Source organism: Parachitinimonas caeni, from assembly GCF_030129945.1.
GTDB lineage: Bacteria > Pseudomonadota > Gammaproteobacteria > Burkholderiales > Chitinimonadaceae > Parachitinimonas > Parachitinimonas caeni.
In genome coordinates, this window is record NZ_JARRAF010000011.1 from 1 (window position 1) to 14,066 (window position 14,066).

The following is a 14,066-nucleotide window of genomic DNA, read 5'->3' on the forward strand; positions in this document are numbered from 1 at the left end:
TCGAGTTTTGGGGCAGGGCTAGGCAGGGTGAGTGCAGTTTAGCGAGCTAAATAAGCGAACCCTAACGACGCCATGCCCCAAAAATCGACCCGGCCCGGAGGGTTTCGCCGGATTTGGGCCTGCTGCCGCGTTAAAAATCGCTTGCTTAGTCCACTAAGCGGCGCGTTTTTCGCCTTGCATCAGGTCCAAATCCGACGAAACGCGATCCGAAAACAAAACGTCAACAGAGCCTAGGTAGACGCTACCAAGCATCTCCGCGTCCGGTAAAAATGGCCCGGCAGGGTGACGATTCCTTACTCCGTCAGCGTCTTGGTCATGAAGTGCTTGCAACCCGTGCGTGGATAGCCTTCCTGCGTCCATTGCACGGTGTAGCCATAGCGTTCATAAAACGCCCGGGCCTGGAAATTGAGGGTGTCGAGCAAGGCATGGCGACAGCCGCGTTCAATTGCCTGCTGTTCGAGCTTGGCCAATAGCTGGCTGCCCAGATTTTGACCTCTCAGCGACTCGCTGACCCAGATATTCTCGATCAAAAGCCAATCGCCAAATGTTTTGGCCGTGGCACCCGCCTGTAATTCGCCGTCTTCATTTTCCACGATGATGGCTAGTGGATATTTCTGCTTTACCTCCCAATGCTGCACATTGAATTCAGTGATTTTCTGATCAAGCGTTTGCATCAGCGTATCGCTGGGTTGATGAATGATTTTGAGCGGCATGTTTGCTTTCCTGAACAGGATGTTCTTGATTGTGATGACCAGCGGCATATCTGGCTGACCAGTGCCAATGGGCTGACTATGCTGAAGGTAGCTTTTCGCGCTGACCTGAACGGGATGTTGGGGCGTTTGCCATGCAGGCAATGGGGGGTAACCACGCCGCCCCAGCGAGGGCTTTGTCCGGTGCATGCGACCAAGCATCAGCGCGTCTGATGAGGGCCGATTTCAAATGAAAGGGGAAATGGAAATGACGATGCAGAAACTACTACCTTTGGCAGCGTTGGTTCTGGTGGCGCAGATGCCTGCAGAGGCGCGGATCTATACCTTCGTGAATATGCCGTTGACCGGTAGCCAGGCCGGTAACCCGACCAGCTCGGGCAAGGGCTTTGTGAATGCGATGTACGACACGGCAACCAAGACGCTGACGTATCACGTCAAATTCGAGCTGACACCGAATGCCACCGCAACGGCCGCCCATATCCATGGCCCTGGTGACGTTGGCGTGCAAGGGCTGCCAGTGAAGTACGAACTGACAGGGGTTCCGTCGGCCGACAACGGCAGTTTTGGCGGGACGCTGGTGATTTCGGGGACTGATGAAACCGAGCTGCTGACCGGAAAGTGGTATGTGAATATCCATAGCAGCCAGTTTCAGAGTGGCGAGATTCGCGCCCAGCTATTCGAGAACAGCTCGTCGTATAGCGGGGTGGTCTACGATAGCTCGACCAATACCTTCGCCATCAAAGACATCGTGATACCCAAGGTGGGCGTCTACGATGCCGAATTCCTGATCCAGCAAAGCAATACCCTCGGCTTTACGGTGACCAAGGCGGGCAAGACACGCTGAGTGCTGAGGCTGGCGCTGCGCATCTGCCGCACGTTTTCGGCAGATGCGGGGCGTCGCCGTGACTCTGGGATAGACCGCGCCTGGAATCGGCCTGTATTTCCCTATGGGCCGGTTTCTGTGCGGCGCGTGATCGTTTGAAACACTCATCCCTAAGAAGCTGTTTGCAAAAATGAGCGAGGGGTCGTCAGCCGGGGGCGCCCAGCGCGCAGAAACCGGAATGTACTGGTGTACATGAGGATTTCGAGCACTGCGCAACCCCGGATTACGGCCACGCAGCAATTTTGCAAACAGTTTCTCAGAATGGCCGGTTTCCACCCGGATAGGTGCCCGACTCCAGTGCTTGCTCGTCAGCTGCCTTGTCGAAGTGTCCAATTTGTATCAAAAGGTAAAACCGCTTTACCGCCGGAACTCAGGGAGGCTATATAAGGTCGCTTCCGAGAGACGGTCATCGAAACCCGTTCCGCTCTACCCAGGATGCTGTTGACGTTTTGTCCCCTCTGGGTCGGGTCGATTTTTGGGGCATGGCATTGTTGGGGGGCGCATAGTCGCCTCACTAAACTGCGCGCACCCTGCCCCAAACCCGACCCGGCACGACCGGAAACAAGACGATAACAGAGCCGAGTTTCCGGCTGAGAACAACATTCAGCAGAACTCCGGGTCTGAACGGGCTTCCGACCAAGCCGCCCGCCGATATTGCACCTGCATCTACCGAGAGTTTCCATGCCTTCCAAGAAGTCGATCATCATCATTGTGGGCCTTGCCGCCGCTGTGGCTGCGGGCTTTGCCTGGAAAGACCGTCAGCCCAAGGCGGCAGACGCTGGCCCCGAGCGTGCGGGCAAGGGCGACAGCCGCCCAACCCCGGTTACGGCCCTGATTGTTGCCAAGCGTGATATCCCGATGCGCCACGAGTTCTCTGGCACCGTGGTTTCCGCCAATCAGGTGGACTTGCGAGCGCAGGTGGCAGGTACGGTTGCTGCCATCAAAGTGGCCGAAGGGGCGAGCGTCGCCAAAGGCGATCTGCTGGTCGTGCTGGATGACCGTGCCGATGCTGCCATGCTGCAAAAGCTCGACGCTCAGATCGCCCGAACCCGAGCCCAGTTGGCCGATGCCCAGCGGGCGTTAAACCGCAGCCGGGAGCTGGTTGCACAGGGTTTTGTATCGAAAAGTGCCACGGATACTGCAGAAAGCAATGCCAGCGCGCTCACTGCTGCTCTGGCAGCTGATCAGGCAGCGCTGGCTGCGGCCAGAGTCGAGTCGGGCTATCGCCGGATCGTTGCGCCCATGTCGGGCCGGGTCGGGGCGATTGCGGTGCGGCCGGGGAGTCTGGTGCAGCCCTCGGGTGCCCCCTTGCTGACGCTGACCCAGTTCAACCCGATCGAAGTGAGCTTCTCGGTGCCGGAGCGCTTGCTCAGCCAGCTGATCACCGCCCGGCAAGCCGATGCGGTCGAAGTCAGGCTGAGCGTGGCTGGCAAACCGATGGCTGGCAAACTCAGCTTTGTTGATACGACAGTCGATGCCGCCAGTGGCGCCATCAAGGCCAAAGCCACGTTTGCCAACCCGCAAGATCTGCTGTGGCCGGGAGCCCAGCTGCAGGTCGAGGTGACCTTGGGCACCTTGAAAGACGCAATCGCCGTGCCCGCACAGGCGGTGATGAATGGGCCGAACGGTAGTTTCGTCTACCAGATTGGCGACGATGCCAGCGCCAAGCCGCTACCCGTCAGGCTGCTGCGGTTGGGGGAAGGGCTGGCCGTGGTGGAAGGCATCAGCCCCGGCACCAAGGTGGTGGTGGAAGGTGGCCCGAATCTGCGGCCCGGCGCCAAAGTGCAGGAGGCCAAGCCGGGGGATGGCCCGGCTGGCAAATCCGAGCGCAAGCACAAAAAGGCCGACGCATGAACCTTTCTGAACTCTGCATCCGCCGGCCGATTGCCACCGTTTTGTTATGTATTGCAGCCATCGTGGCGGGGCTGGTGGCCTATCGCAAACTGCCGATCGCCGCTTTGCCAAGCTTTAACTCGCCAACCATCAATGTCTCGGCCAATCTGCCCGGCGCCAACCCTGAAACCATGGCTGCCGCCGTCGCAACGCCCCTGGAAAAGCAGTTTTCCACCATCGCGGGCATCGAAACCATCAGCTCGACCAATACACTGGGCAATACCTCGATCACCCTAGAATTTTCGGCCGACCGGGATATCGACGCTGCGGCCGTCGATGTGCAGGCCGCCCTGTTGCGGGCGCAGCGTGCGCTGCCGGCAGAGATGACCTCATTGCCGTCCTATCGCAAGGTCAATCCGGCGGATTCGCCGATTCTGCTACTTGGCCTGTCGTCACCATCGCTATCGCTGGCAGCCATCAACGAGTTTGCGGATTCGGTGATATCGCCCAGCCTGTCCACCATCAATGGTGTGGCGCAGGTGCAGAACTTCGGCCAGAAGCGGTATGCGGTGCGGGTGCAGGTAGACCCTGACCGGCTGGCGGCGCGCAATCTGAGCTTTGATGAGCTGGCAGCTGGACTCAAGACGGCCAACTCGAACAGCCCGCTGGGAGTGATCGAAGGGCCGCGCCAGGTGCTGACTTTGCAGTCGAACCGCCAACTGCTGAACGCCGCTGAATTTGCCGAGCTGATCGTGGCGGTGCGCAACGGCCAGCCGGTGCAACTGCGCGATGTGGCCACTGTCAGCGATAGCGTTGAATCGGTGAAGACGGCGAGCTGGGTCAACGGTGAGCGTGCCATCGTGCTGGCCGTGATGCGCCAGCCCAATGCCAATACCGTAGCAGTGGTCGATGCCATCAAGGCAGCGTTGCCCCGTTTTCGCAGCCAGCTACCGGGCTCGGTCAAGCTGGAAGTGATGAACGACCGCTCGCAGTCGATCCGCGAATCTTTGCACGACGTCAATCTGACGCTGGGCTTGACTGTGGTGCTGGTGGTGCTGGTGATCTTCCTGTTCCTGCGCCGGGCCATGGCCACCTTGATACCGGCACTCTCGCTGCCGGTCTCATTGATTGGCACCTTCTCGCTCATGTATTGGCTGGGATACAGCCTCGACAATATCTCGCTGCTCGGGCTGACGCTGGCGGTAGGACTGGTGGTTGATGATGCCATCGTGGTGCTGGAGAACATCGTTCGGCACATCGAGGAAGGCATGCCGCCGTTCGAGGCCGCTATCAAGGGGTCGAAGGAAATGGGGTTCACCATCATTTCGATTTCGGTATCGCTGGTCGCGGTGTTCATCCCGATTTTCTTCATGCCGGGAGTGATCGGCTTGCTGCTGCATGAGTTCGCCGTAGTGGTGTCGTTGGCCGTGCTGGTGTCGGCGCTGGTGTCGCTGACCTTGATCCCGATGTTTGCCAGCCGTTTCCTGCACCATGACGACCCCTCGCGGGAGCCCGGCTGGAGCCGGCTGGCCGAGCGTGGCTTCCAGAAGGTGCTGGATGCCTATCGCCATTCGCTGGATCTGGCGCTACGGCATCGGCGCTGGGTACTGGCTGCCGCGCTGGCGACCTTTGCCGGCAGCGTCTGGCTGTTCGTGGCGATTCCCAAAGGCTTTTTCCCTAACGAGGATATCGGCCAGCTGATCGTCAACGTCGAGGCGGCGCAGGACGTGTCGTATGAGCGGATGCTGGTGCTGCGGCAGCAGGTCGGCCGCATCATCGAGGCCGACCCGGCGGTGGCGACGGTCACTGCTTCGGTCGGGCAGGGCGGCAGCAACAACGCCCGTTTTTTTGTGTCGCTCAAGCCGCGCAGTCAGCGGCCGCATATCGACAAAGTCGTGGAAGGCATGCGTCGCAAAACCGGCTCGGTGGCGGGTGTCAGCGTGTTTTACTCGCCGACGCAGAATCTGCGCATCGGCGGCCGGCAGGCCAAGAGCCGTTATCAGTACACCTTGCAGAGCGTACACGCGGAAGAGCTGAACCAATGGGCCGAAAAGATGCGCGAAACCTTGCGCGGTGACCCGATGTTTCGCGATGTCACCAGCGATGCCCAGCTGCGTGGCCTGCAGGCGATGGTGGAAATAGACCGCGACCGCGCAAACCGGCTCGGGGTGGCCTTGCAGGATATCCGTAGCGCCCTCTACAGCGCCTTTGGTGACCGGCAGGTGGCGACCATCTACACGGCGACGGATGACTATCAGGTCATTATGGAAACCAGCCCGCAATTCCGCGCCGACGAAGCAGCGATCGGCCGGCTGCAGATCCGCTCGCGCAATGGCAATCTGGTGCCCCTATCGAGCATGGCCACGGTCAAGCGTATGGCGGCGGCGACAGCGGTCAACCATCAGGGCCAGCTGCAGGCAGTGACGCTATCGTTCAACACCGCGCCGGGCGTGCCGCTGGGCGACGCGGCCCGTCGTATTGATGAACTCAAGAACCGGCTCGGCCTGCCGCCAACGGTACTTGGAGGATTCGCCGGTGATGCCGCCGCTTTCCAGCAGACCCAGGGAAACCAGGTGTGGCTGATCGTGGCAGCGGTACTGGTGATCTACGTCTTGCTGGGCGTGCTCTACGAGAGCTTCATCCACCCGATCACCATCCTTGCCGGCATTCCGTCAGCCGCGATCGGTGCGCTGGGTGCGCTGTGGCTGCTTGATCTGGAACTGACAGTGATTGCCCTGATTGGCTTGTTGATGCTGATTGGCATCGTCAAGAAAAACGCCATCATGATGATCGACTTTGCCCTGGTGGCGCAGCGCGACCACGCGGCTGAGCCTGCCGCAGCGATCCGTGAAGCCTGCCTGCTGCGCTTCCGGCCGATTCTGATGACGACCCTGGCTGCGCTGATGGGCGCGCTACCGCTGGCCTTTGGCTGGGGGGCAGGGGCCGAACTGCGCCAGCCGCTTGGCGTTGCGGTAGTAGGGGGCTTGATCTTTTCGCAGCTGATTACGCTCTACATCACACCCGTGCTCTATCTGTACTTCGAGCGCCTGTCGGCCAGCCGTGCCACGGCCGGAGCATTGCAGACGGCATGAAGCGCGGATCGTGGCCGCATTGCGGCCTTCCCCGCCAGCAAGCGCCGTGGGTGCGGATGCGTTGGCCGCCATCAGTCCGCCCGTTTGGCATTGCGATAGAGCGCAATGGTCAGGACGAATGAGCCAATCGCCGCCAGAAAATGGGGGGTGCTGGCTATTCCAGTTTGAGCGCCGGTGATGCAGGCATCTGCCAGCGGGATAAGGCTGCCAACGCCGAAAATGATCAGCACGGCACCTGTCTGGCGCAGGCGCAGCGCCAGCAACATCACCAGTCCGTAGACGAACTGGCGAATGGTGACCCGTTGCAGGCGCGCCGGTTCGGAGCCGGGGTTGAGCATGCCCAGAAACTGGTCGGCGAGTTGCGGTAGCAAGGCAAACAGGCACCCCGTCAGCAGCAGGAAAATCGCCAGCACGGTAGCGAAACGCAGGGGTCAGGCAGACAGGGTGGAAAGTTGGTGTCAGTGATGTTGCAACGTTCCGCAAGCTGTTCAAACAGGTTGCTGGCGCCACCCCTCTGCAATATCGCAAGCGCTTTGGCAGTGTGAAAGGATAACGGTGTGTCGTGGTCGGTAAATTCGGTGTAAATTTTATCTGGAGTTTTTTGGGGGGCTGAGGGGGCTGTCTGCTACGTAGTAATCAATATCGCTTTTGATGGGAAAATACTTATAAATTGGGTATGAAAGGAAAGGGAATATGAAAAAGCTGACCCCGTCAAAAAAGAATGAATTCCCCATGAATGCACGGCCAGAATGGGCAATTAGCCTGATCGGTTTTTTTGGTTCAACTGCCGTTGCTCTTCTGTTTGGAGGAATGTTGACGGGAAATACCTGTTTGTTTATTAAGCTGGGTGTCGGGGCTCTGGGGATTACGTTTATTTTATTTGGCGTGTTTGCATTGTGTTTTTCCTGGACTTTCCCGATTCAGTATTCTCACAAGTCATCTTCCAGAAAAACAGACCCTCTTTTTTGGTATACTATTTGCCTTGGGTCTATATTGACGGGTGTCATGTGTTTGATGCCGGCATTAGGCTTGACTGCTGAAATGGCAAAGATGTGTGGATGAATTCCGCGTTGCTGGGTGGATTTTTTATTGACGCAACTCGTTTACGTGAATCATTTATGAATACATAGTGTCTGATTGTTGGGTATAAATAAGATCTCTCCTGTTTTAAATTGCAGCAACGGATGGTTTGGCAAGTGCGGGGCAATATAGTGTGTTTAACATATGAATTGCAGACTACTGCAGCGGCGGATGCTGAGCAGATTTACCAGATCGTCAAAGCCACCATGTACGAGATGGCTGTGGCCGTACATGGCAGCTGGAATGAAGGTGGTGCGCGTCGCCATACCGAGGAACATGCTCGCTCCGGCGAATATCAGCTGATCAGGTGCGGTAGGGAAATCGCTGGTGCGATGCTTTTGAAACGACATGCCGATCATTTTCAGCTGGAATCGCTGTACATTCTGCCGCCTTGGCAAAAACAGCAGATTGGCAGCCGGATCTTGGCCGATATCCAGGCCGAGGCCCGTGCCTGCCAATTGCCGGTGCGATTGCGGGTTTTATCCAATAACCCGGCGCGCGAGTTTTATCGTCATTATGGTTTCGTGGTGGTGGATTCAACACCTGAACGATTTTTTATGGAATACCGGCCGGAATCTGGCCTAAATCAATAAGGAAAATCATGCATCGAATACGGGGTCTGATCGTTAGTCTCTTCCTGTTGGCAGCAGGGGGCATCAGCTGGGCCGTGGCGCCCTTGCAAGCCGGAAAAGGCAGTTTTGTATTCGAAACGGCACAAGCTGCCGATAATAAACCATTAACGGTTTGGTATTACAAGCCGGCAGGTTTGAAGCCGGATGCCAGAGTCTTGTTTGTGATGCATGGGGTAAAGCGGAATGGCGAGAAATACCGGGATGATTGGATACGTTATGCCGATCAATATAAATTCTTGCTGATTGCGCCAGAATTTTCAGAAAAATATTTTCCTGGTGATGCGTATCAATTTGGCAATATAAAAAACCCGAGCTTTACCGAGTGGAGTTTTATGCGGATCGAGCAATTATTTGCCGAGCTGAAACAAGCCGAGGGTTTGCAAGCGGATCAGTATTCATTATTTGGCCATTCAGCCGGGGCCCAGTTTGTGCATCGCTTCATGCTGTTTACCCCCATCAATAAGGTAGACGTTGCCATCGCCGCCAATGCCGGCACTTACACCCTGCCTTATTACGCCAATGCCGGGGAGGCTGGGTTTCCGTGGAGCCTGGATCGCAAGTGGGTGGACGAAAACCAGCTCAAGGCGGTGTTTGGCCGCAAGCTGTGGGTCTTGCTGGGCGAGGCGGATATCGACCCCGACCACAAACACCTGTCGAAAAAGCCTGCTGCCATGGCAGAAGGCGCCAATCGGCTGGAGCGTGGCAAGCGCTTCTTTGCGACGGCCGAGAAGCTGGCGGCCAGCCTGAACACGCCATTGAACTGGCAGTTGAAGACGGTGCCGGGAGTCGGGCATAGCGACCAAGGCATGGCTAAAGCCGCCGCAAGGTGGTTGTTTGAACAGCGTTGAAAGCAGGCTGATTGGTTTGCCAGACCGGAATAAGCGGGGGTTTCCGGTAAACTGCCGCCTTTCCCCGAAGCTCTCGCTGTGTATTTGCCATGCTGCTCTTGAACGCCCCCGCCATTTTTATTGACCTGGAAACCACTGGCGCCAACGCCGGCCGCGACCGCATCACCGAGATTGGCGTGGTGGAAGTCGGGCCCGAGGGCATGAGCGAGTGGAGCACCCTCGTCAACCCGAAAACACCAATCCCGCCTTTCATCCAGCGCCTGACGGGTATCAACGACGAAATGGTGGCCGATGCACCGACCTTCGCCGAGCTGGCGGAGGCGCTGCACGAGCGATTGGCGGGCCGCGTGTTCTATGCGCATAACGCCCGTTTCGACTACAGCTTTCTGAAGGCAGAATTTGCGAGGGTTGGGCTCAAGTTCCGGGCCGATGTGGTCTGCACGGTCAGGCTGTCGCGCAAGCTCTATCCAAACGAATACCGACACAATCTGGATACGCTGGTGGCCCGACATGGTCTCGGTGAAGAAGTGCGGCACCGCGCACTGGGCGATGCGCGGCTGATCTACCGCTTCATGCAGATCGTGCGCCGCGATATCGCCGAAGACACCATCGAAGCCGTACTGGCCGAGCTGAGCAAGCGGCCCACCCTTCCTCCCGGGCTGGATGCCGAGCAGCTCGACGATCTGCCGGAAGGCCACGGCGTTTATCTGTTTTACGGCGATAACGATCTGCCCCTGTACGTGGGCAAGAGCAATACCTTGCGCAAGCGCGTGTTGTCGCACTTCACGGCGGACGCGACCAAGCAGGATCAGGATATTGCGCGGTCGATCAAGCGTATCGACTGGATCGAATGTGCTGGCGAGCTGGGGGCCTTGCTGCAGGAGGCCCGTCTGGTCAAGGCGCTGCAACCCCTGCATAACCACCGGTTGCGGCGGCATGGCGAGCTGTGTGCCTGGCGTTTTCTGCCGAATGCCGAGGGCAATGCCAGGCCGGAGCTGGTATTCGCGCACGACGTTGATTTTGGCAAGACTACTGATCTGTATGGCTTGTATGCCAGCCAGCGTGAGGCGACCAACACCCTGCGCAAACTGGCGGAAGTGCATCGACTGTGCCATATCGCACTGGGTCTGGAAAAGGCCGGCAAGCGTGCGGCATCCCCGTGTTTTGGTTTCCAGATTGGCAAGTGTCGGGGCGTCTGCGTGGGCAAGGAAGACAAGCTCGCCCATCAGGCCCGCGTCAGCAGTGTGTTGGCCAAGCTCACCCATGCCCGCTGGCCTTATCCTGGGCCGATTGCGGTGGTCGAAACCGAAGAGCGCACCGACTCGACTCAGCTGCATGTCATCGACCGCTGGCACTACCTCGGCTCCGCCCGCGATGAAGCGGAACTGGCCGAGTTGGTGGCAGAGCGTGACAACGCTGAGTTCGACGTGGATGTCTACAAGATCCTGGTGAAGTTCCTGAGCGCTAAAAAGGCGGTTCAGGTGAAGGTTTTATAGGGCGGGTGTTTTGAATGGCATCCCGCCACACGGTCAGGCATATCCATCGCGCCCTGTGCAGAGGGATGACGGCAATAAGCAGAGGAGGTCTCTAGATGAAACTGGCTTTGATTACCGGTGGCTCGAAGGGTTTGGGGGCTGCATTGGTGCAGCAGTATTGCGATGCCGGCTGGCAGGTGCGTGAGTATTCGCGGTCGGGTAGTGCTGCCGGCCACGTCGATTGCGACTTTGCCGATCCGGCCGTAGTAACTGAGGTGTGCGGCAAGGATTTTGCTGCGCTGGCAACCGAGCAATGGGATGAAGTGGTGTTGATTCTGAATGCGGCGGTGCTCGACCCAATCGGGCCGCTGGCTGCATCGACCCCCGCCGACTGGCAGCGGCATCTGACGGTGAACGTAACGGCCACCATCACCGCACTGGGGCTGTTCATGCAACATTTTCAGGCGCTGCCCGCTGCCAAACGGGTGGCAGCAATTTCTTCTGGTGCCGCGCGCAAAGCCTATAACGGCTGGAGCCTTTACTGCGCAAGCAAGGCGGCGCTGGAGCATATGATCCGCTCCATTGCCATCGAGCAGCTGGCCGAGGCGCATCCGATTACCGCGATCAACATTGACCCCGGCGTCATTGACACCGCCATGCAGGCGACGATCCGCGCGGCGGGGGAGGATCGTTTTCCTGATCATGAGCGCTTTGTGCGCTATCACGCCGATGGTGTACTCAAGCCACCGGCACGCGTGGCTGCGGCGATTCTGGCGATACTGGCCGACCCCTGCATTGGCGGAGAGCGCTATTCGGTCGAAGATCGTTTGGGTGGCCGTTAGGCGCGGTTGACGTCTGGCTGGCTGATCGTCTTTGCCGATGCGACGGCAAGCCTTGGCGGTCAATCTCCCTGCGCCACGGGCGCACCCTTCCGTTTCACGTATTGGCTGGTGGAGGCGGTGAGACGGGCCAACTCTGCATGGCCAGCTCGGCAGACTGCAGCAATACCTCCTGGCTGGCGCCGTCGTGCGCCTGCACGGCCATTCCCTGAATCACCAGCGAGTAAAAGGTGGCGAGCGCCAGCGTGTTGGTGCCCACCGGCAATTCGCCTTCCACTATCGCCTGGTCGAGACGCTGCTGCAAAGCCTGTAAGGCGTCGCGTCGCATCTGGCTGAGCGTTTCTGCTATCAGCAGATGATCGCTGGCACATTGCACGTTGGCGGTTGCCACCATGCAGCCCGGCACATGGCCGGCGCCAGTGAACTGCCTGGCTGCACCTTTGAGTACGGCATGCATCGCGGCAAACCCGCTGGTTTGTTCGGCCAATGCCTGCCTGAAGTATTCGGCATGCTGTTGCTGATAGAGCTTGAGTGTCTCGAAGTACAGCGCATCCTTTGAGCCAAAGGCCGCATACAGGCTGGAGGACGTGATGCCGAGAGCCTCGATCAGCTGCGCCGTAGACGTACCTTCGTATCCCTGCTTCCAGAAGAGATCAAGTGCGGTGGCCAAGGCGGCTTCTCGGTCAAAAGCACGCGGGCGTCCTGCCTTGCGCCGGCTGACTGCGTCCAAGATGTTTACTCCTCATAGTCAAATGGGGGATGGCGGCACGTAATGGCCGCCTTGCTTGCGCGCTGAGCGTGCTGAATTCATCCCCGGATTATATATTGGAATGGTCAATCCAAAAATAAATTGACGAGTGCGATGCCTTGCTCATATTATGGAATGGTCAATCCATAATTGAGGTAAAAATCATGTTGCACACTTCCCGTCGTTACACCCTGGAGCCTTCTCCTGAGCGGTTTGTTTTGCAGCGCAGCGTTGGGACTACCGCTGAACTCTCACCAAAACAGGTGCTTATCCGTGTTGCGGCTGCCAGCCTTAACTACCGTGACTGGTTGGTCCTGCATGGTGTGCGGGATAACCGGGCCGGGCTGGTGCCACTCTCTGATGCTGCAGGGACGGTCGTTGCTGTTGGCAGCGACGTATCGCGCTGGCAGAGCGGTGATCGTGTCAGCCCTTCCTTTTTCTCAGCCTGGCATGACGGTGCCTTCCGGCCGCACCATCTGGCATCGGCTCTGGGTGGGGGGCAAACGGAAGGGGTGTTGGCGGAATACATTGTGGCGGATGAATCAGCCGTGGTTGCCGTGCCAGAGCATCTGAGTCTGGCTGAAGCCGCTACTTTGCCCTGTGCCGGCGTGACGGCATGGCATGCCCTGTTTGAGCGTGGCCAGCTGCAGGCCGGCGAGACGGTATTGGTCCAGGGTACCGGCGGGGTGGCCATGTTGGCACTGCAGCTCGCAACGGCGCATGGAGCGAAGGTCATCGTGACATCTTCCTCCGATGACAAGCTTGATCGGGCCAAGGCGCTCGGGGCTTGGCAGACCATCAACTATCGTCGGGATGAGAACTGGGATCAGGCCGCGCTGGCGCTGACCGATGGCCAGGGCGTGGACCACATTCTGGAACTGGGCGGGCCGCAGACCTACGCCCGCTCACTCAATGCGGTGGCGCACGGCGGGCGAATTGCGCAGATCGGCGTTCTGACAGGGTTTGACGCCGCACCACACATCACGCCGATGCAGTTCAAGAACGCCAGCATCCACGGCATCTGCGTAGGCTCGGTCGCCCACTACGCCCGACTCAATCAATTCATCACCCAACACCAGATCAAACCACGGATCGACCGGGAGTTCTCGTTTGAGGATGCTCCGGCCGCTTATCAGACGCTGGCCGATGCCGGTCATGTGGGCAAGCTGGTGATTCAACTCAACTAATTGTGTTGCGCGTGCTTGGCATGTGCCCAAGACCCGGTTTGCTGAATCGCCGATTCGGCAACCTTCGACCTGGATTTTCTTACCCCTAGTTTTTCCTTACAGGAACTTGACCATGAATACCCCATTTGCCCTCCATACCCAGGAAACCGCCCCAGTGGCCAGCCAGTCTTTATTGCAAAGTGCCAAAGCCAACTATGGTTTTGTACCCAATCTGTTCGCGGGTATGGCCGAGAGCCCGCAGCTACTGGAAGCCTATCTGGCAACCAGTGCCGTGTTCAATCAGACCGAACTGAATGACACCGAAAAACAGGTGGTCATGATGACGGTCAATCGCCTGAACGACTGCACCTATTGCATGGCGGCGCACTCCATGGTTTCTACCATGAGTGGTGTGGCGCCAGATGTCCTGCAGGCACTGCGGGCCGGTACCCCGATTGCCGATACCAAGCTGGAGGCACTCCGCCTGTTCACGGTACGCATGGTGGAAAGCCGTGGCTGGCCAAGCGAGCAGGATCTGCACGACTTGTATGCCGCAGGATATGGTCGCCGGACAGCAATGGACGTTGTCTTGGGTATTGGCCTCAAGCTCATGTCGAACTATGCCGCTGCTATGGCCGACACCCCGCTGGACACCGTATTTGCGCCCCACGCCTGGTCAGCAACGCCCCATCGCTGACCAGACCCATGCACCTCCCCCGCCCAGAGTACTGATCGCAAACGGCGCCTGTACCTCCGGCAG

General features: G+C 58.5%; 13 protein-coding genes. 10 read left to right on the plus strand and 3 right to left on the minus strand.

The features are described 5' to 3' along the window. Positions 1-293: 293 nt before the first annotated feature. A complete protein-coding gene (locus PZA18_RS10960) occupies positions 294-713 on the minus strand; it encodes a GNAT family N-acetyltransferase (protein ID WP_284100884.1) in 420 nt (139 codons plus the stop codon). Between the two features lie 250 nt (positions 714-963). Between PZA18_RS10960 and PZA18_RS10965 the strand changes: the two genes are divergently transcribed. From PZA18_RS10965 to PZA18_RS10975, 3 genes are all read left to right on the plus strand, one after another. Next, on the plus strand, positions 964-1,554 hold the full coding sequence (locus PZA18_RS10965) for a CHRD domain-containing protein (protein ID WP_284100885.1): 591 nt from the start codon (positions 964-966) through the stop codon (positions 1,552-1,554). 720 nt (positions 1,555-2,274) lie between these two features. Next, positions 2,275-3,447, plus strand: coding sequence for an efflux RND transporter periplasmic adaptor subunit (locus tag PZA18_RS10970; protein WP_284100886.1), 1,173 nt, complete (start codon positions 2,275-2,277; stop codon positions 3,445-3,447). Next, the gene (locus PZA18_RS10975) at positions 3,444-6,518 is read left to right on the plus strand and encodes an efflux RND transporter permease subunit (protein ID WP_284100887.1); all 3,075 of its coding nucleotides are present in this window, start codon (positions 3,444-3,446) and stop codon (positions 6,516-6,518) included. Before PZA18_RS10970 ends, PZA18_RS10975 begins: the two co-directional genes overlap by 4 nt. Positions 6,519-6,589: 71 nt before the next feature. Here PZA18_RS10975 and PZA18_RS10980 read toward each other — a convergent pair whose 3' ends face one another. Beyond that, positions 6,590-6,931 carry a DUF4267 domain-containing protein gene (locus PZA18_RS10980; protein ID WP_284100888.1) on the minus strand — a complete coding sequence of 114 codons (342 nt, stop codon included), beginning with the start codon at positions 6,929-6,931 and terminating at the stop codon, positions 6,590-6,592. Between the two features lie 280 nt (positions 6,932-7,211). Here PZA18_RS10980 and PZA18_RS10985 point away from each other — a divergent pair, with 280 nt between their 5' ends. The 5 genes from PZA18_RS10985 to PZA18_RS11005 all read left to right on the plus strand — a co-directional run bounded on the left by PZA18_RS10985 (position 7,212) and on the right by PZA18_RS11005 (position 11,395). Continuing rightward, entirely contained in the window at positions 7,212-7,580 is a 369-nt protein-coding gene (locus PZA18_RS10985; protein WP_284100889.1) for a hypothetical protein, read from the plus strand. A 122-nt stretch (positions 7,581-7,702) separates the two neighbouring features. Then, positions 7,703-8,191: a GNAT family N-acetyltransferase gene (locus PZA18_RS10990; RefSeq protein ID WP_284100890.1), complete on the plus strand. Its 489-nt coding sequence runs from the start codon at positions 7,703-7,705 to the stop codon at positions 8,189-8,191. 8 nt (positions 8,192-8,199) lie between these two features. Then, on the plus strand, positions 8,200-9,078 hold the full coding sequence (locus PZA18_RS10995; protein ID WP_284100891.1) for a hypothetical protein: 879 nt from the start codon (positions 8,200-8,202) through the stop codon (positions 9,076-9,078). Positions 9,079-9,167: 89 nt separating this feature from the next. Then, on the plus strand, positions 9,168-10,574 hold the full coding sequence (locus tag PZA18_RS11000) for a 3'-5' exonuclease family protein (protein WP_284100892.1): 1,407 nt from the start codon (positions 9,168-9,170) through the stop codon (positions 10,572-10,574). Positions 10,575-10,669: 95 nt separating this feature from the next. Beyond that, a complete protein-coding gene (locus PZA18_RS11005) occupies positions 10,670-11,395 on the plus strand; it encodes an SDR family NAD(P)-dependent oxidoreductase (RefSeq protein WP_284100893.1) in 726 nt (241 codons plus the stop codon). A gap of 94 nt (positions 11,396-11,489) precedes the next feature. Here PZA18_RS11005 and PZA18_RS11010 read toward each other — a convergent pair whose 3' ends face one another. Further along, complete coding sequence (locus PZA18_RS11010; protein WP_284100894.1) at positions 11,490-12,122, minus strand: TetR/AcrR family transcriptional regulator; 633 nt, start codon at positions 12,120-12,122, stop codon at positions 11,490-11,492. Between the two features lie 182 nt (positions 12,123-12,304). Here PZA18_RS11010 and PZA18_RS11015 point away from each other — a divergent pair, with 182 nt between their 5' ends. Beyond that, the gene (locus tag PZA18_RS11015) at positions 12,305-13,327 is read left to right on the plus strand and encodes a zinc-dependent alcohol dehydrogenase family protein (protein WP_284100895.1); all 1,023 of its coding nucleotides are present in this window, start codon (positions 12,305-12,307) and stop codon (positions 13,325-13,327) included. A gap of 112 nt (positions 13,328-13,439) precedes the next feature. Continuing rightward, complete coding sequence (locus tag PZA18_RS11020) at positions 13,440-14,003, plus strand: carboxymuconolactone decarboxylase family protein (protein ID WP_284100896.1); 564 nt, start codon at positions 13,440-13,442, stop codon at positions 14,001-14,003. Positions 14,004-14,066: the final 63 nt, after the last annotated feature.